This is a genomic window from Altererythrobacter aquiaggeris (assembly GCF_037154015.1).
GTDB lineage: Bacteria > Pseudomonadota > Alphaproteobacteria > Sphingomonadales > Sphingomonadaceae > Aestuarierythrobacter > Aestuarierythrobacter aquiaggeris.
In genome coordinates, this window is the sequence record NZ_JBANRL010000001.1 from 2,263,359 (window position 1) to 2,282,004 (window position 18,646).

Annotated in this window: 15 protein-coding genes and 2 tRNA genes; 9 read left to right on the plus strand and 8 right to left on the minus strand. The window is 58.7% G+C overall.

Annotated elements, in window-relative coordinates; translation table 11 throughout:
- Positions 1–100: 100 nt before the first annotated feature.
- From WFP06_RS11155 to WFP06_RS11165, 3 genes are all read left to right on the plus strand, one after another.
- A complete protein-coding gene (locus WFP06_RS11155) occupies positions 101–418 on the plus strand; it encodes a hypothetical protein (protein WP_336987240.1) in 318 nt (105 codons plus the stop codon).
- 101 nt (positions 419–519) lie between these two features.
- Positions 520–690: a hypothetical protein gene (locus tag WFP06_RS11160; RefSeq protein WP_336987241.1), complete on the plus strand. Its 171-nt coding sequence runs from the start codon at positions 520–522 to the stop codon at positions 688–690.
- Positions 691–1,026: 336 nt separating this feature from the next.
- Positions 1,027–1,548, plus strand: a complete 522-nt coding sequence (locus tag WFP06_RS11165) for a YybH family protein (protein ID WP_336987242.1) — start codon at positions 1,027–1,029, stop codon at positions 1,546–1,548.
- Between the two features lie 83 nt (positions 1,549–1,631).
- Here the strand turns inward: WFP06_RS11165 and WFP06_RS11170 are convergent, their stop codons facing one another.
- Entirely contained in the window at positions 1,632–2,951 is a 1,320-nt protein-coding gene (locus WFP06_RS11170; RefSeq protein WP_336987243.1) for a sigma-54-dependent transcriptional regulator, read from the minus strand.
- A complete protein-coding gene (locus WFP06_RS11175; RefSeq protein WP_336987244.1) occupies positions 2,948–4,606 on the minus strand; it encodes a sensor histidine kinase in 1,659 nt (552 codons plus the stop codon). The genes WFP06_RS11170 and WFP06_RS11175 overlap by 4 nt, the downstream gene beginning before the upstream one ends.
- Before the next feature lie 206 nt (positions 4,607–4,812).
- Between WFP06_RS11175 and WFP06_RS11180 the strand changes: the two genes are divergently transcribed.
- Genes WFP06_RS11180 through WFP06_RS11195 form a run of 4 tightly spaced genes read left to right on the plus strand, consistent with a single transcriptional unit; the run spans position 4,813 to position 11,493 of the window.
- A complete protein-coding gene (locus WFP06_RS11180) occupies positions 4,813–6,207 on the plus strand; it encodes a dicarboxylate/amino acid:cation symporter (RefSeq protein ID WP_336987245.1) in 1,395 nt (464 codons plus the stop codon).
- Positions 6,204–7,163, plus strand: a complete 960-nt coding sequence (locus tag WFP06_RS11185; RefSeq protein WP_336987246.1) for an alpha/beta hydrolase — start codon at positions 6,204–6,206, stop codon at positions 7,161–7,163. The genes WFP06_RS11180 and WFP06_RS11185 overlap by 4 nt, the downstream gene beginning before the upstream one ends.
- Positions 7,160–10,285 carry a TonB-dependent receptor plug domain-containing protein gene (locus WFP06_RS11190; RefSeq protein WP_336987247.1) on the plus strand — a complete coding sequence of 1,042 codons (3,126 nt, stop codon included), beginning with the start codon at positions 7,160–7,162 and terminating at the stop codon, positions 10,283–10,285. The genes WFP06_RS11185 and WFP06_RS11190 overlap by 4 nt, the downstream gene beginning before the upstream one ends.
- Before the next feature lie 14 nt (positions 10,286–10,299).
- Positions 10,300–11,493, plus strand: coding sequence for a M14 family metallopeptidase (locus WFP06_RS11195; protein WP_336987248.1), 1,194 nt, complete (start codon positions 10,300–10,302; stop codon positions 11,491–11,493).
- Between the two features lie 408 nt (positions 11,494–11,901).
- Here the strand turns inward: WFP06_RS11195 and WFP06_RS11200 are convergent, their stop codons facing one another.
- From WFP06_RS11200 to WFP06_RS11210, 3 genes are all read right to left on the minus strand, one after another.
- Positions 11,902–13,956: a hypothetical protein gene (locus tag WFP06_RS11200; protein ID WP_336987249.1), complete on the minus strand. Its 2,055-nt coding sequence runs from the start codon at positions 13,954–13,956 to the stop codon at positions 11,902–11,904.
- 214 nt (positions 13,957–14,170) lie between these two features.
- Complete coding sequence (locus WFP06_RS11205; protein ID WP_336987250.1) at positions 14,171–14,971, minus strand: anti-sigma factor; 801 nt, start codon at positions 14,969–14,971, stop codon at positions 14,171–14,173.
- Positions 14,961–15,521, minus strand: a complete 561-nt coding sequence (locus tag WFP06_RS11210; protein WP_336987251.1) for an RNA polymerase sigma factor — start codon at positions 15,519–15,521, stop codon at positions 14,961–14,963. Before WFP06_RS11210 ends, WFP06_RS11205 begins: the two co-directional genes overlap by 11 nt.
- A 347-nt stretch (positions 15,522–15,868) precedes the next feature.
- Here WFP06_RS11210 and WFP06_RS11215 point away from each other — a divergent pair, with 347 nt between their 5' ends.
- Positions 15,869–16,384, plus strand: coding sequence for a PilZ domain-containing protein (locus tag WFP06_RS11215; RefSeq protein WP_336987252.1), 516 nt, complete (start codon positions 15,869–15,871; stop codon positions 16,382–16,384).
- A 344-nt stretch (positions 16,385–16,728) separates the two neighbouring features.
- Here the strand turns inward: WFP06_RS11215 and WFP06_RS11220 are convergent.
- A tRNA-Thr gene (locus WFP06_RS11220) sits at positions 16,729–16,804 on the minus strand.
- Positions 16,805–16,862: 58 nt separating this feature from the next.
- Positions 16,863–16,936: transfer RNA gene (locus WFP06_RS11225), tRNA-Cys, on the minus strand.
- Between the two features lie 82 nt (positions 16,937–17,018).
- On the opposite strand from WFP06_RS11225, the gene WFP06_RS11230 reads away from it, so the two are divergent.
- The gene (locus tag WFP06_RS11230) at positions 17,019–17,798 is read left to right on the plus strand and encodes a thioesterase family protein (RefSeq protein ID WP_336987253.1); all 780 of its coding nucleotides are present in this window, start codon (positions 17,019–17,021) and stop codon (positions 17,796–17,798) included.
- Between the two features lie 18 nt (positions 17,799–17,816).
- Here the strand turns inward: WFP06_RS11230 and WFP06_RS11235 are convergent, their stop codons facing one another.
- Positions 17,817–18,632, minus strand: coding sequence for a crotonase/enoyl-CoA hydratase family protein (locus WFP06_RS11235; protein WP_336987254.1), 816 nt, complete (start codon positions 18,630–18,632; stop codon positions 17,817–17,819).
- Positions 18,633–18,646: the final 14 nt, after the last annotated feature.

Sequence of the window (18,646 nt, forward strand, 5' to 3'; positions counted from 1 at the left end):
CGGCAACGGATGTAACGAGATAGCTTTGCGTGACGCCACCAGTGCAAGTTCACTGTTTGTAAACCCGCGAAAAACATATGGTGGTGGCTGGAGAGTAACGATGCGCTGTTTTATTGCCTGCTTGATGCTGGTTTCTGCTGCCCCGGTCGTGGCTGAGGCTGACGATATTCTCAATTGGCAGCGTGCCCGGGAGAACTACGTGGCGCTCGTCGATGGTCGCAAGCAATTTTATCAACTTACGCCGATAGAGCAGTTGGAACTGCGGGAGCTTCACCGTAGATTGGGGGAAGAGGCCATCGAAACTCGTTCAAAGCGAGAGCGCTGCGAGGACGAGCAGATCGCGCAGTTGCGGTCGAAGCGGATGAGTTACCTCGATCGGCGGCATATCGACATGGTTTGCAGAGACGAACCGGAATGAGCTGTCACGCATTTGGCATGACAGGGAGGACGGAGACAACTTTGCGTCAGCTATGCCTACCTGGCATTCACCGAAGCGTGCGAACGTAATGGTTCTACGCCATGCGCCCGCTGCTGGTGCTGTACATGGCGCAGTCGCTGTTTTTTCCCGGGCAGGTTGAAAACATCGTGGGCGTGGCGGCAAATCGCAGCGCGGTGGAGGCACTGTCTGAGCCGCTTTCGGCGCAGGCTTTGGCCGGTCAAACCTTCGGGCTTTACGCCGGTCTGGTCTAATTCGCCCCGCTGACCGGCGGGTGGATGGCTGACCGCTGGCTTGGTATAAAAGAACCTTCATGATTAGCGGGGCATCGACCACAATCGGTGTCGCCATCATCGCTCTCGGATCATCGGCGGCATGGGGCGGCATGGGGCGGCATGGGGCGGCAAAGTCAGGGTTGCTTTTCCGGTCCTTGTATTTGTGATCACCGGAAGCGGGCTTGCCTGGTACCGGCCAATCAGGCTCGCGCTGGTATCGCGCTATTCACCGCCCAAAATTGCCGCGCGGAAGCCTAACCCATTGCGCGCCCGTCGTTTGCCATAGCATGATTACTGCCCGAAAGGATCATTGAAATGAAACCGAACCGCAAACTCGTTCTGGTCTCCTGTGTCGGCATTGCGCTGGCACTCTCGTCACCTGCTGCGGCGCAGGCACCCGACCCGATCACCAATGCGGCACAATTGGAAGCAGCCATTGCCGAAAGCCACCGCGCGCTCGAGGCTATTCTCAATGGTGACCCGGGCAAGTATCTCGCGCTGTTTGCAGACCGTGAAGACATAACGCTGGGCAATCCGTTCGGACCGTTCGGCCAAGGCCGCGCTGCAGTGGGGGCAACGCTGGCCAACGCAGCGAACAAATACCAGCGAGGCACGGCGCGGGTCGAGCGTGTGGCGCTGTATGGCGACGAGCATCTCGTCTGCCTGGCCGAGATCGAACATGATCGCGCGCAGTTGACGGGAAGCGACGAGTTTGCTGAATTCAGTGTGCGCGTGACCAGCATCCACGAGCGCATCGGTGATGAGTGGAAGCTGGTCCACCGTCATGCCGATCCGATTACAGCCCCGCGTACTGCACAATCGGTGATCGGGAAGTAGCTGCGCGCCGACCGGCAGTTCGCACGCGCCGATCCAACACTTTGAAGCCGAACTATACTTTCGGGCATTACGTCAATCAAACTTCAGGTTCGATAGTCTTTCGGTTTCAAATGATGGCGGGTCAATTTATCATAAAGCGTTTTGGTAGGAACCGATAAGATCTTCTCCGCTTGCGCAATATTTCCGTTCGACTGCTTCAGCGCTGCTTCGATAATTGACCTTTCAAAGCCCTCGACCTGATCCCGCAGACCCTGCGCGGTACCTCTGCTTGCCCTGCTGTTCGGGGATATGCGCGATCCGATCACCAGACTTTTAACATACGTATCCAACTCCCTGAGATTGCCTGGCCAATCATAGGTCCGGATATGATGCAGCACACCGGTTTCGGTTTCCTCGTATTCGACGCCGAATTCATGCTCGTGGCGCGCCAGAAAAAGGCTGAAGAATTCCGCGACATCGTCATCGCGTTCGCTGATCGACGGTAGCGTCAGCCGGACAGGATTGCCGCGATGCAGAATGCAGTCGCGATCAAATGTCACTCCTTGGGGCAGGACCTGGATGATCCGGATATCCACGTTCCGCGACCGCTCTGCGCCAAGCGGGCGAAGCGTACGCAGTTCGACCAGCGATTTCAGGCGTTCACGCGTCGCCCCGCTCACGCTTTCGATTTCGTCGAGTACCAATGTGCCCCCCCGGGCGCGTTCGATCAGCCCGGTGTGCGACAGACCTGTGTGCGACAGGCCGCCCGCCTGGTCCCGCCCAAACAGCAAAACCTCCGCATCGGGGTGCAGCACCGTGCCCGCATCGACCACGACGATCGGCCGCGAGGAGCGCGGGCCGACCTGATGCATCAGGCGCGCGGCAAAACTCTTGCCGGTTCCGCCCTCGCCTTCGATCACCACGTCCACATCGGCCTTTGCCAACAGTGCGAGCTGGCTGCGCAGACGTTGGCTGGCGGCCGAATGACCAGGGATGGCATTCGACCGTTCCAAGCGGCCGCGCAGCACCCGGTTCTCCAACACGAGTGTCCGGTTGGCGGACGCTTTCACAATTGAATCGAACAGCCGTTCGGAACCGAAAGGCTTGGCGAGGAAATCGAAAGCGCCGACCCGCATGGCGTCCACTGCAAGGTCGATGTCGCCGTGACCGGTGACCAGGATGACGGGGATAGCATCGTCGATCGATCGCAGACGCTCGAAGAAAGCGATGCCGTCCATTCCCGGCATCCGGATATCGGTGATGACTACCCCGGCAAAATCGCGGTCGATCGCTGCCAGTGCTGTATCGGCGCGGTCGAAATGCGTGACGATGGCGCCTTCCAGTTGCAGCGCCTGGACCGTCGCTTCGGCGAGTGCCCTGTCGTCCTCCACCAGCAGCACGGTGATCGCGTCTAGGGCATTCATGCCAGCGGTACCTCCATTACAAACCGTGCCCCGCCTTCGACTGGTTCGGCACGAAGTTCGCCGCCAAGCACGCGCATAATCTCTTTCGATATAACCAGTCCCAGACCAAGACCATCCTCTTTTGTTGTCACGAAAGGTTTGAACAAACGGTCCCTCACCCCGTCACTGAGCCCCGGACCATTGTCGATGACCGCGATGCGGCAGGTTGCGGGCATCAAAGCGATCGCTATTTCGATGCGGCCCCCGGCCCCCGACGCATCAATTGCGTTCTGCAGCAGATTCACGAGGACTTGTTCAAGCCGGACATGCTCACCCAGAACCTGGATCGCGCGCGCTGCAGGATCGGGAAGGATAATGTCGATGCCGAGCCGCGCAATCCGGTCGTTCAACAGCAGCAGCGCGCCGTCGATGACTTGACCGATCGGCATGGCGCGCGGTGCCCGTGTGCCGCGGCGGCTGAACCGGAGAAGCTCGCCGCTAATTGTGCCGATCCGATCTGCCAACTGCGCGATTTGTTCGAAATTAGCCGTCGCGCGTCCATAATTTTCGGTATCGATCAACTTCACACCATTGTCGGCGAATATGCGGATAGCGGCGACCGGCTGACGGATTTCATGGCTGATCCCGGCGCCGATCTGACCCAGTACCGCCAACCGGTTTGCTTGCGAGAGTTGTTCCCGCAACAGACCGGTGCGGCGATCTGTGTCCTTTTCGCGCGCGGCAAGCCGGCGGCGCTGCGATACGAACGCCGCCCCGCCAATCATCGCGAGCAAAGCGGTTGCCAGACCGACCGCCAGCCTACCCCCAGCCACCGAAGCGGCAATCCGGCCTGAAGGGTCGTCGAGCAAATGAAGAGTCCAGCCCTCCGGCGCAACGGCGTACGGGCCCCGGTCGAGGGGGATTGCAACATCGCGCAAGATGTTGCCATCAAGGTTTAGCGGACGAAACTCCGCCACTCCGAACTGGCGCAGATTCTCTTCCCGATCCAGCGAAACAAGTGCTTGCGTAGCGCGAAACCGCCAATCGGGGTTGCTGGCAATCAGTGCAATACCATCCGCGTCCGTGACATAAATCGCCTTGCCGGAATCACGCCAGCCGGCTTCGATTTGGCCGAACTCCACTTTCAATGCGAGCACACCTTGCGGATTTCGCGGCGAGCCGATCCTGCGGGCGATGTAAAGGCCGGGGCGTCTGCTGACTGTGCCCAGCGCAAACTGGGTGGCATCCCCGTCGGTCAGCGCCTTGCGAAAATAAGGGCGGAAGCCGTAATTGGAGCCGACGAAATTGTCGGGCCGCCTGTAGTTGCTGGATGACAGCGTCTGGCCTTGCGCATTCATCAGATAGATGACGGCGGCGCCGGTTTGCTGCGATAGCGTCTCCAGCCTTCGGTCAAGCGCTGGCGTTTTCGATCGATCGCCGCGCAAAAGCGCAATAACATCGGGGTCTTCGGCCAATACCGGCGGCACAAGCTGGAATTTTTCCAGCTCGCTTTCCAGCCCGGCTGCAAGAATGCGCGCATCGCCAAACGCATCACTGCGCGCCTTATCCACGGCAGAACTGCGCATGATACGATCCACCGTCAGTACCGCGAGCAAACTGAAAAGCACCAGTGTCACAAATGCGATGGCCCAACCGTTGACGTGTTGAGTTTTCAAAATCCTTCCCACCCCCGCAAGTTGTGCGGAAATCCGCAAAAACGCCAACTGATTTCTGCGAAATGTCGGAAAGCCGAGCCTATCGTTAAATCACGCTAATTGTTTTCATTAGTTATTTAGCGTTCGAAATTTTTTCTCGTGTAGGCTTCTTTTGCGTCATATCATCGCATCAGCCGTCTAACAGGTCGGTCTTGGGAGAGGGATTAATGGCAATATCGCCCACCAGCGATGCGGCGGTCGCAGCGGTACCCGCGCGCGAGCCACTTTATCGCAAACTTTACTTCCAGGTTGTCGTCGCAATCATCATCGGGGCGCTGCTCGGGCATTTGTATCCTGAATTCGGTAGTTCGCTGAAACCGCTCGGTGACGGGTTCATTGCGTTGGTCAAAATGATCATCGCGCCGGTGATCTTCGTGACCGTTGCGACAGGTATCGCCGGGATGAAGGACATGTCCGCTGTCGGCAGCGTGGCGGGCAAGGCAATGGTGTATTTCCTGTTTTTTTCCACTCTGGCGCTGATCATCGGGCTGATCGTAGCCAATGTCGTCCAACCAGGTGCGGGGCTGAACATCGATCCCGCGACGCTGGATACCACAGCGGTTGAAGCGTACGCGGACACTGCGCAAGAACAGACCATAACGGCATTTCTGCTGGCGATAATTCCGACAACTTTCTTCAGCGCCACGACAAGCGGGTCCATCCTGCAAGTTCTGCTTGTCGCGATCTTGTCCGGGATCGCAATTGCCGCGACCCGGCCCAAAAGCGATCTCGTGTTCGATGTACTCGTGTCATTTGGCGAAGTGATCTTCAAACTTGTCCATATGCTGATGAAATTCGCACCGATCGGGGCGTTCGGGGCGATTGCCTTTACCATTGCGGAATTCGGTATCGGCTCGCTGGCAAATCTCGCGGCACTGATCGCCACTTTCTACGTCACCTCGCTGTTGTTCGTCATCGTGGTGCTTGGCTCCGTAGCCTGGTTTGGCGGCTTTTCGATCTTTGCACTTATCAAATATCTGCGCGAGGAATTGCTTCTGGTTCTGGGCACTTCATCGTCCGAAGCCGCGCTGCCCAGCTTGATGGAAAAGATGGAGATCGCCGGGTGCCGCAAATCGGTGGTCGGGCTGGTCGTGCCGACCGGCTATTCATTCAATCTGGATGGGACCAATATCTATATGACGCTGGCGGCGCTATTCATCGCGCAAGCCATGGGCATCGATCTGTCTTTTAGCGAACAGATTGCGCTCGTGCTTGTGGCAATGATCAGTTCCAAGGGCGCGGCGGGCGTGACGGGCGCCGGGTTTGTCATCCTTGCTGCAACGCTATCGGTTGTTCCCTCGGTCCCGGTCGCAGGTATGGCGCTGATTCTGGGAATCGACCGGTTCATGAGCGAATGCCGTGCCTTGACGAACTTCATCGGCAATGCGGTTGCGACCGTTATCGTCGCCAAATGGGAAAACGCCCTCGACAAGGATCGCTTGGCGGCGGCGCTTGGCGGCAAACCGATGCCGCTTCCCGAGGAAGACATCGAGCGTCACGAACGCTCGGGCCCGCACAGCCATGCCATGATTGCAGCAGCCAATATGGCAGACAGCCGGTGATCGGCCGCAGAACACTCCTCGGCGGGGGTCTGGCGCTCACCGCGGTTGCACAAACGCGCTTCACTTCATCCGCTTTAGGACACGAGCCGGAAGACATAATGCTGTGGCCGGGCCCCCCGCCCGGAAAGGGCGGTGCCAGCGGGGCGGAGAAGATCGGCACCGAAGGCGCGGGCTACGGTGCAATCTCCAACATTTCGATTCCGCGGCTACGCGTGTATCGGCCCAATATTGCCAACGGACGCGCGGTGATCGTCGCCGGCGGTGGGGGGTATTTCCGGATCCAGACATGGAAAGAAAGCACGCCCGCCGCCGAATGGCTGCGCAATCGCGGCTATACCGTGTTCGAATTGATCTACCGCCTCCCCAACGACGGGTGGGAAGCCAGCGCACCGTTCGCAGATGCGCAGCGGGCCATGAAGATCGTGCGGACGCGGGCAGCGGACTTCGGTGTGCGCCCCGACGCGATCGGCATCATGGGTTTTTCCGCTGGAGGCCATCTGACAGGGTTCACTGCCTTGCAGCCTGCCCGCGATCTTTATGCTGGCAATGACCAGTTCGAAGCCGCGAGCGCGCGACCCGACTTTACAGTGCTGCTCTTCCCCGTCGTGTCGCTTCGCAAGCCCTACGATACCACCCGCACGCGGCGTGAGATCGTTGGTAAAACCCCGTCGCGCGCCGCAGAGGATGCCTGGTCGCTCGACACATATGCGCGCAAGGACGCCCCGCCGACCATCATTTTTTCGGCAGCAGACGACACAATCACGCCGCCGGGCCATGGGATCGGTCTGTTTCAAGCGCTGGTCGCGCAGGGAGCATCAGCAGAATTACACATTTTCGAGAAGGGCGGCCACGGTTGGGGTCTTGGCGCGCCGACGCAGTTAATCAATCAATGGCCCGACATCTTCGAAGCCTGGATCAACCGGCGGTCGGACAGCAAAACAGATAAGGGAGAATGACTTTGCGTATTAAAGGATTTGGACGGTTCGCCTTGTTGGGAACAACCAGCCTGCTTGCAGCGACCAGCAGCGCCTACGCGCAGGCCGCGCAGCAAAGCCCGCAGCAGACCACGCCGCAGATGACCCCGCAGCAGCAAGCGCAAGCAGCTGCGGAAGAACGGGAGAATACCCAGTCGGCTGTCACCGCCGACAATATCATCGTCGTGACCGGAACCCAGATTCAGGGAGCACAGATCAACGACGTCCTCCCGGTGACAGTCCTCGACGAGCAGGCGATTGAAAATTCCGGAGCAGCATCGGGCGACGAACTGTTCCGTTCCATCCCGCAGGCTGGGACAGTTGCATTCAACGAACAAAACGCCACGACGCAAAACAGTGTGCGCGGGGATGTGGGTTCGGTCAATCTGCGCGACCTGGGCACCGGCAACACGCTATTGCTCATCAACGGGCGCCGCATGACGCTGCACCCCGGTTTCCAGACAGAGCTGCTCGTCCCGGTCGTCAGTTCGGACACCAATGAAATCGCGCCTGGTAGCGTGCGCCGGATCGAAGTGCTGCGCGACGGTGCTTCGGCAATTTACGGCGCGGATGCTGTCGCGGGTGTCGTTAACACAGTGCTCAAGGGCAATATTACCGGCGGCTTTCTGGAAGCGGATATGCGGCTTTTCGACGGGACAGGGCTCTACAGCACGCAGATCAGCGGCGGTCTCGGCGTCGATTTCGGCGGTGGGCGCGGCAACCTCACGCTTTACGGCGGTTATTTCCACGAAAACGGTCTGAGAGCGTCCGAGCGCAGGTATGCCGCTGACGACGATCGCCGACCGCTGGTTGTCGGGACCGACTTCGAAGGCGATGCTTCCTTTAACAATCGCAACACGTTCGGTCCGTTCGGGCAATTCGATATCCAGGCTCCATCCAACCGGACGCCGATCGGTGATGATGATTTTTATCTGCAACCCAGTTCGTTTCCGGGCTGCCGGCTCGATTTCGGTAACGGCTTATGTGCCCGCAACGGAACAACACCGACAACCGATGTTCGCTACAACACCAATTTCGGCAACAATCTGATCAGTAAGAAAAGCCGCTATAACGCCCTTGCATTGCTCAATTACGAACTGACGGACAACGTCGAAGCCTATTTCGAAGGCAGCTATTACCGTTCCGAAAACCGCCGCAATATCGAAGCCTCGGCAATCCTGAGTGCGGTTCCGGTGGGCATTGCAGCGACAGCTTTTTACAATCCGTTCGGCCCGACGTTGCGTAACGGCGTCCGCAATCCGCAGCGGCTGCCCGGCACTACCATTGCCGCTGGCGGTGCGGACGTGATTATGGAACGGTATCGCTTCGTCGATGTCGGCAACCGCGACATTTCGGTGGACAAAGACACCTACCGCCTCGTTGGCGGCCTGCGCGGCAATTTCGGCGAATGGGATTTCGATACCGGATTTGTCTATTCGGAGTCCGATCTGGTCGATCTGGCGCGCAACCGCGTCTCGCTCACGCTGATGCAGAACCAGATCAATCTGACGACGCCCGATGCATACAATCCGTTCAACGGCGGCTGTGTCGTTGGCGATCCGGGCCAGGGCGATTGCACACCCAACCCGCAATCATCCATCGATCCGTTCCGCATCGACGTGTTCCGCAAGGGCGGCACCAGTCTGGCGCTGGCCGATTTCAAGGTTAGCCGCGACAACCTGTTCACTCTGCCCGGAGGCGATGTCGGGGTGGCCTCCGGTGTGGAATGGCGGCGCGAGACTTTCTACGATGATCGCGATCCACGGCTCGACGGAACGATTACCTTTACCGATAGTGTGACCGGCGATTTCAACGGAAGCGATGTTGCCGGCACCAGTCCGTCGGCTGACACCAATGGATCGCGCAACGTCTATTCGGGATTTGCCGAACTGTTCGTCCCTCTGGTCAGCCGGGACATGGACATTCCCCTGGTCGAGGCTTTGAATCTGCAACTGGCAGGCCGGGTGGAGTATTTCGACGATATCGACGAGACCGCGTTCGTACCGCGCGTGGCGGCTTCGTGGACGACGTTTCCCGGGGTGACGCTCCGCGGCGCATGGTCGCGCGGCTTCCGCGCGCCGAACCTGGTCCAGGTCAACGACGAAGGCACGACCCGGTCCAATACGCGCGACGATTTTGTTGTGTGTCAGGCGCAGGTTCTGCAGAATCAGATCGACAGTCTTGGCGCCTGTCCGGGTGCGGGTGTCATCAGCATTCGGGCAGGAACCGAAAACCTGGTTCCGGAAGACAGCACCAGTATCAATCTGGGCATCGTGCTCGAACCCGCGTTCATACCCGGTCTGACGCTGACGGCGGATTACTGGCGCGTCCGCCAGACTGGCTTGGTTGGCACGTTTGGAGATGACAACGCTATCGCGCTCGATCTGCTTCGCCGCTTGAACGGGGACACCAATCCGAACGTGGTCAGGCTGGCGCCTACGCCTGACGATATTGCGCTGTTTGCGGGCACCGGCCTGTCGCCAGCCGGCAAGATCGATTTTGTCATCGACAATTATCTCAACCTCGATAGCCGCACCTCGAAGGGTCTCGACTTCGGACTGTTCTACCGCGTACCCGATTTCGGACTGGGCAAGTTCAGTGTACGTTTGAACGCTGCGCGGCTGATCGGCTTCGTGCAAAATGCCGGTGCCGATGGACAGGAAATTGTCGATGCGGTGGCGGACGGTACGCTCCCGCTTGATGTGACGGTCGGCGGTTTGGGCGAACTGCTCGAAATAGAGGGTCGGCCCAAATGGCGTGCCAGTGGTTCGATCAACTGGGACAACGGACCAATTGATATCGGACTGTACGGCCAATATGTGGGCAAGGTTTACGACACCAGCGTCGTGCGCGACGAACTGATCGTTTCCGACGATCCCAATGCCAACTTCTATCAGGTGGACGATTCGTTCACGGTTAACGCGTCGATCTCCTATTCGATCGAAAATACCAGCACGGCGCTCGACGGCACCAGGCTGCGGTTCGCGATCAACAACCTGTTCGATGAAGACCCGCCGCTGGCTGACGAGACCTACGGCTTCTTCAGCGAGTTGCACAGCCCGCGCGGGCGAGTGTTCCATGTCGAACTGCGCAAGAAGTTCTGATACCAGCACCGCTGATGAAGCGTCTGCCGATCATCGTGCTGGGGAGCCTGCTGGCCGGAGCGTGCGCCGACACGCCCCGGCCAACGGGTGGAGCGGGACAGATATCGGCGACAGCGGCGGTGTGCCGAACTGAAAGCGTTACCATCGCGTTCGATTTCGAAGGGGCCTCGCAATCGCGCTGTGCCATCGAAGGGGAGCGAAGTTTTTCGATCCTTGTCACGCCCGAACACGCACCGCCAATCAATCCGAGCGCGTGGTACGCGTTCCGCTACAAAGCGAAGCCCGGCCCCCCGGTGGTAATCGAACTGCGTTATCTGGCGGCACGGCATCGTTATGTGCCGAAATTGCAAGCGGGCGATACGGTCTCGATGTTGAGCGCCGGCATCTCCGATGAAGGCAGGACAGCGCGCTTCGCGGTTCCGCCCGGCGCCGGTATCGTGGCGGGACAGGAACTGTTCCTGGGCAAGCGCTACAATGACCTGATCCGCCGACTCTCCCGCTCGCCCCATGTGGAGGCCAGGACACTCGGCTCGTCACACGACGGGCGCGCCATCAAGGCAATCGAGATCGGCGACAGGAACGCACCTTATGCAGTTATTCTGTTAGGCCGTGCGCATCCGCCCGAAGTTACCGGGGCGCTCGCAATGGAGCCGTTTCTGGAACGGATCGTTGAACTGTTTGATAGCGGCGCGATCGATCCCGCCCGCTTTCGTTTTCTGGCAGTGCCGTTGCTCAACCCTGATGGTGTGGCGCGCGGTCATTGGCGCTCAAATGTCGGGGCGACCGATCTTAATCGAGATTGGGGACCATTCGCCCAACCCGAAACACGCAGCGTAAGAGACTGGCTCGCCCGCTTGCCAACCGGGACAAGGCCGGTGGCACTGCTCGATTTTCACTCGACCCAGCGTGATGTGTTTTACACCATCCCTGCCGCCTTGCCGACTGATCCAGCGGGTTTCACCGACCGTTGGCTCGACCTGCTCGCAGCCCGCGTCCCTGATTTTGGCATCAGCCGGGAACCAGGCCACGAAACAGGCAGCGGCGTGTCGAAGAACTGGTTCTACGACACTTACGGCGCGCCGGCAGTTACCTTCGAAATCGGTGACGAAACGGAACGGCGCCTGATTGATCGCGTTGGCCGCCAAGCTGCCGATGCCTTTGCACAGGCGCTCGGCGAGGCGAAGCCTGCGTCCATCCGCCAGGAATAAACCGTTGCTGCATTGGCCGGACGTTGAACCCTCGACCATCACTTCGGCGTAGTCGAAGATATCTCGTTGGATTGCAGTACCAGGCGCATCGCCGATCGATCACAAGGAGTTGCCGGGGACTGTTAGGCTGTGTCGCCAATGTCCGGCCCGCAAACAAGGCAGTCCAGCGCCCGCCCTGCGCCTGACGACCCGATAAATTACCTTCAGGCTGCTCGGGTTGAAAAACCCTCCTTGCGCTGCGGATCCGACCTTCCGCAAGCCGTTGGACATTGCAAAGCGCCGAAATCTAGCAATGGCTGGTATGATTGTCGCGCTTTGCCGAGTGGCTGGCAAAAGAGGAAGGGCCGAAGCGTATTAACACTCCAGCCCTTCCGCCCCGTCAAGAACTACACGTCGTTATGGTTGGTATTACCAAGCCATTTGGAAACCGGCACGAGCCCCCACTTCGCCGGTATCAACACCAACACCCAGGCCGCCCGTAAATGCAGCGCGGTCGCCTACGCGTGCAGCAAAGCTTGCCGAACCGGCAACACGGTCTGCGAAGTATCCAAAGCCGCCTGCGATCCCGAATTTGTCACCGGGCATCAGTACTGGCGATTCCATCGAAAGCGCTAAAGCGACACCTTCATTAGCAGTGCGAATATCGCGGCGGTTCTGGTCCGAAAGATCGAACAGGTTCGCCGCCTGACCCTGCAAAGCCGAGATCGCAGACGAGTTGGCCCGGATAGCCGCTGCATTCTGCCCGATTGAAACGGTGTTGGCCTGGACCGAAGCAAAGGTAGCCAGGTTGCTCGTGCCTGCGGTCATACTTCTACCAAGGGTGCCGTTAGTATCGGCGGTCACAAATGCGATCGGGCCTGTTTGGGATCCGGTGCTTGCACCAAGCGATGCAACAACCACTTGCCCGTTATTGGTTGCAACTGCGCCATTGCCGATCGCGACCGAGTTGACCCCCGAGGCAACCGACTGGTTCCCAAGCGCGACTGCGTTGGCACCAGAGGCGTTAGCTGCTTCACCAACCGCAACCGAACGCTCGCCGGATGCGACCGCAACGTGGCCCAATGCAGTCGAACGCACACCGGTCGCTTCCGCTCTCCACCCGTAAGCCGTCGCAGCGGTAGCCGTTGCCAGAGCTTGACCGCCGACTGCCGTAGTCGATGCACCTGTGGCCTGCGTTGCGCGGCCAGCCATACCGTCACGATTACCGCCGATCGCTACAGCGTCACCGCCGCTGGCAAGCGCGGTATTACCGATGGCGATCGAATTGGTCCCCGAGGCTACAGCGTCTTCAGCGCCAGCGAAGCTCTGATCACCCGAAGCTGTAGTCTGATGACCAACCGCTGTACCCATTGCACCGCTTGCGACCGCTTGCCAACCAAGCGCCGTTGCACCCGGTGTCGTAGCCATGCTTTCACCCCCCAGGGCAGTGGTCGAATTGCCCATCGCAAGCGCAGTATCGCCGAGTGCGAGTGCATCTATGCCCATGGCAATCGCCTCGTTGCCGATGGCAGTCGCCATATCGCCTCGCGCGTCGGCATTTTCGCCAAGTGCAACCGAGCGGACGCCCGTTGCGGTTGCAAGATGACCAACAGCAGTGGAGCGTTCGCCAGACCGTGTCTGCCACCCAAGCGCCGTCGAACCGGGGCCCGTCGCAACACTTTCGCCGCCGAACGCCGATGTGGAATTACCCATCGCGATCGCTGTATCGCCGACCGCAATGGCATCGATCCCGTTCGCTATACTTTCGTTGCCGATTGCCGTGCTGAAGTCAGTTTGTGCATCGGCATTCTCGCCAACTGCTGTCGAACGAACACCCTGCGCGGTGGCGAGGTGGCCCAGAGCAGTCGCACGTTCAGCGGTTGCTTCGGTGCGCCAGCCAAATGCAGTTGCACCCGGTCCTGCCGCCGTCGATTGTCCGCCGACGACCGTTGTCGATGGCCCCGTTGCCGTTGTTGCCATTCCCAGCGAACCGTCACGGTTGCCGCCGATTGCGATCGAGTCGCCGCCGGTTGCCTGCGCGGTGTTGCCAATAGCGATCGAATTCGTGCCCGAAGCTACCGAATCTTCGCCGCCTGCAAAGCTTTGATTGCCCGACGCGGTTGATTGGTGGCCGACTGCCGTGCCCATCGCTCCACTGGCAACTGCTTGCCAGCCAAGTGCCGTTGCGCCCGGAGTAGTCGCTACGCTTTCGCCGCCAAGGGCTGTAGTCGAATTGCCGTTCGCATTCGCATCAGTACCAATCGCCAGAGCATCGATCCCGGTTGCGTTAGCATTGACGCCGCAGGCAAGTGCCGTTGCATTGTCGCTGGTGGCGCCGCCATCCGTATCGGCTGCAGTCGCAGATCCATCGTTATTGGTATCGAGCAGACATTCATTGGCTGCTGCTGGCGTTGCAGTCAGTGCCATTATTGCGCTGCCGCATAGCAGCGCGACTGAAAGGCGTTTTGTCAGGGTATTTTTCATAGCGAGTACCTTTTTTCCGTCAAATTGGTCGGAATGCTGCTCGCACGAGGTTCGGCCGGATAAATGAGTTTGCCTGACGGGGGTCAATTTTAATCCTCTGTCCCTGTAACGTGCGCTAGCAACGCGGCGCCCTTGGTGGACGACGGGAGGCAGCTACGCAGGAACCGGCCTACTGGTTGCAGTAGGACCGAAATGAAGGCCGGCTTCGTTAGCCTTATACTTCGGTTAGTGGGCCCGCGAGCAAGATTGGTGTCGATGGAGCTTCGTGCGGCGCGCCTTCGGCGTTTTCAAACGTTACCGCCAACGTTGCGCCCTCTATCAGAACCTGTGCCTCTTGGGTGCTGATAGCGCGGGTAAAATCGCCATCGCCCGGAATTAGTCCTAGCGAGCGCGGCACGCCGCCAACGGGAACTACCCACAATTCGGTGGCAGTGGTTGTCTCATCTTCAGGCGCAAGCCCTCTTATCTTCAGCGTAATTTGGCCGCTATCGCGATCAATGCGCGTAGCTAGGCTGCGCCCGTTTTCACTATCGCTCAGTTGGGCAATCAACTGCGGCTGTTGAGCGGTAGCTATTGGCGGCTCTGCGCGCGGCGGATAATCGGGCGGATAATCGGATCGCATCCCCGGCACTGCTACATAAAGAGCGAGTGCAGCCGCCGCTGCCCCGGCCAGCGCGCTGCCGACGCTCCAGCCGAATGGAAAGCGGCTTGGCGGCTCTGCGATGTCGGCGACATTCGAGCCGCTTGCATCTTCCAACCTGTCGAGACGCGCAGATATGGCGTCCCAGACTTTATGTGGGACCGGTGCTTCGCCTGCCAGTTCTGCCAGTGCTGCAAGTCGGCTATTCCACCAATCGACGTCAGTGGCAAAATCAGGCTCCGCAAGAAGCCTACGCCGCGCATCTGCCAACTCGTCGCCTTCCAGGACGCCGAGTGCATATTTTCCCGCAAATACTACCGGATCGAACGGGTCGCCGCCTGATTCCTGGTCTGCATCCTGAAAGTCATCCGCCATGGCCGAGACATCCTCTCAAACTTGCAAGACCGCGGTGGATCCAGCTTTTCAACGTGCCAAGCGGTATATTAATGCGTTCCGATAGTTCGGAATGGGAAAGTCCGTCAAAAAAAGCGAGTCTGATACAGCGGCGATGGTCCTCCCGCAGACCATCCAGACAACGCATCATCGCTGCTTGATCCTCAAGGTTGCAAAGCATCTGATCGGCAGGAATGGCGTCATCGGCGATCTCATCGAGAACCGCGTCGCTGCTGTAGGATACCCGTCCGTTGCGGCGCGTCCAGTCGATGGCGGTGTTGCGTGCAATGGTGGCGAGCCAAGTGATCGGGCTGCCCTTTGTCAGATCAAATCTACCTGCGCGTTCCCAAACTTTCAGATATACGTCCTGCAACAAATCTTCAGCAACCTCGCGGTCGCGGGCAATCCGCAATATGACCCCAAAGAGTTTTGCATGAGTAAGGTCATAGACTTTGCGTAAAGCCTCACGGTCGCGCTCGGCAACGCACGCCAAAGCTGTAACCAGCTCCTCCCTCCTACCGATTGCGTCCATACTTCAGCTCCCAGCGTTGGCTTAGGCTAAGCGAGGACGAATGCGAGTCAAGAATGCGTATTCCTGGCAACTGCTTAGTCGCCGCGCAAACATTCATCCCTGAATCTCCTGCCCAAGACCAGGCAACGAAAGCTGTACTCAATTCGCCGCCCCCTCTGGGAAGCCGCGCTTCAAACCAGATTTCCTGTTGGCAGCTCCCGACAAAATTCCTGTCTATCCCCACTATGGCCGGCAACCTCGTGATTGGGCGTTCGGCCAACGATCGTAACTTGAGGTTCGGGGGCAATTGTTCAAATGGCCTTGTCAAACAAGCCATTGCTTTTCTTGGCAATTTTTATTAGTACGTTATGATGGACGGAGACGACGACCTCTATTTTATAGTGCGTAAGGGCGAAGTGTGGGCTTGTTGGCTAAGTGGGAAACCAGCGGTGAAGCTTGCGAGTGACATTGAGTTCGCAAGTGCGGTTTCGCAGTTTAATGGTGACTCTGCAAATCTCGAACGGGCCGAACCGCAAGGTGCTAAAGTTCACGATATTGAACCCACTCCTGCCAAAACCGCAATGATCCACAAGGAGCGGATTGAGGAGCGTTACAATCTCACCGTGCTAGGTCGGATTTTTACTGTCGGGGGGAGCAGAGAAGTGACAATCTTCGATCTTTCAGAGAAAGGTTGTCGTTTTCAGGATGGCTCCTGGAAATTTGATTTAGGCCTCCACATCACCATTAAGATTGGCTCGATCGGCCCATTAGATGCGATCGTCAAATGGCGACGGGACAACACAGTGGGTGTTCAGTTTGTGACACCGTTATACCCATCTATACTGAAACACATTCGCGAAAGTTTCGATCTGCGGCGGACGTGAACCTTCGACGACTTTAACAAAGACTAGACCGCGAGCTTTATAACCTGCTCGTTTCTGTCGGCGTTCCACCCAGTTTTGAACTCCCAGAAGCGTTTCTGGTTTCACCAAAAGCAGACCGTTCGCTGTGCCAGCATTCCATTGAGGGCTCACGTCCAGCCGACCTGCGCAATTTGTCGGCATCCCCAACTCATCCAGCGAGTAATCGTTTCAAAAATCCCCCGTTTGCGTGTGGTCCAAATCTGCGCGCCAACTTTCCTACCCAAAGCGCCCCAAGCAGAACCCAAAGACTAAACCAGCCGAACGGGCTTTCCCCTTCTGGTCTCGAATTTTCCCACTGAAAGGTATGGTGCCGCTTAGAGGATTCGAACCTCTGACCCCATCATTACGAATGATGTGCTCTACCGACTGAGCTAAAGCGGCACTGGTGCGGGCGAATTAGCGATCCGCATCGCCGCCTGCAACGGAAACTTGTTCTTCCTGGAGGCCCGAGCCGGAATCGAACCGGCGTGCACGGATTTGCAATCCGCTGCGTAACCACTCCGCCATCGGGCCTCACGAAGTGCGGCGCATCTAGCCGAGGCGGTGACGGGTTTCAATGCTGGAATCGCGTAAATTTGCCGCTATGGCCCGCGGCATGGGTATCAAGACATTTCTGAGCGCGCTGAAAACCGATGGCAATGCATTTTCAACCGCCGAAGGCGGCGGCTGGATGCAGGGCCGCACCATGTATGGCGGCGCATCCGCATTGCTGGCCTATACCGCAGCCAAAAGGTCGTTTCCCGACCTTCCCCCGCTCAGGGCTGCGCAGGTCGGCTTCGTCGGACCGATCGGGGCCGTATCGACCACCACCACGCGGATTTTGCGTGAGGGGCGCAACGTGACGCAGGTGGAAACAGAGATTTATTCGGACGGAGCGTTGGCGCAGCGCGGGTTGTGGCTGTTTGGTGCAGCGAGAGAAGCGAATGCGGAATATGCCGCCGCCCCGCCCCTGCCGGCACCGCTGCCGCTGGACACGGGCAATCAGATCGAACCATCGAGCGAAACCCCGTCTTTCATTTCGCAATACGACATTTGCCGCGCACAAACGGTCAGCGGCCCGGGTGATCCGATTGTGCGCCGCTGGTTCCGCCTGAAGGACAGGCGCGGGCTCGACCCGATTGGCGAACTGGTTCTGGTGGGAGACACCCTGCCGCCAGGCTCGATGCGCGCGATGAAGCGCCGCGGACCGATCAGTTCGATCAACTGGTCGTTCAATATTCTCGACACCGAACCGGTGACGCGGGACGGCTGGTGGCTGGCGGAAACCGCAGGCGAGCACGCGGCAGACGGTTTTTCCAGCGAGCGACTGAAGCTGTGGAACACCGACGGCAAGCTGGTGATGACCGGTTTCCAATGCACCGCGATATTCGGCTAGAAACCTTAAGCTGCGCGGTCAGGCTTCGTCGAAATTGCCTGCCCGCTTCTGCATCTGGCTGGCAACCGCTTCCATTTGATTGCGCGAGCCAACCAGTTTTTGCTGGCGGACGCTTTCTTCCATCAGTGTGTCATCTTCGCTGAGATAAAGATATTTGTTGAACAGCGCCTTCGCCTCGCGAATGGCAGTCGGGCTCTTGCCGGCGATTTCTTCTGCCAGTTCGGTCGCGCGCGCCAGAGGATCGTCGGCAAGTTCTGTCGCCAGTCCGTAATCCAGCGCCTGCGCTCCGGTGAATTCTTCATTGGTGTAGGTAAGTTTGCGCAGAACATCGTCCTTCACCATGCCGCGCCATAGCGCAAAACCGCCCATATCGGGGATCAGACCCCAGCGCATTTCCATAATCGACATCCGCGTATCGGGGGTGACAATCCGCATGTCCGCACCACTGGCGATTTGCATTCCGCCGCCAAAACAAACGCCGTGAAGCGCTGCAATCACCGGCATCGGAAGCTTTCGCCAAGCCATCGAAACTTGCTGGAACACATTTGCATTGGCATACGTCCGCTCGGTCAAAGGGGCCTTGTCCTGATCCGCCCCGACCTTGGCCATGCTTGCCAGATCCAGCCCGGCACAAAATGCCCGCCCCTCGCCAGACAAGACCACTGCCCGCACACCTTTGGCTTTATGCAGCGCATGGCCAGCATTGATAATGGCCTGAAACATATCCGGATCAAGCGCATTCATTTTATCACCGCGGATCAGGCGGACTTGCGCGACGCCATTATCACCCAGTTCAATCGAGACGCGCTCATTCTTGCGAAATTCGATACCCAACTCTGCTCTCCTGC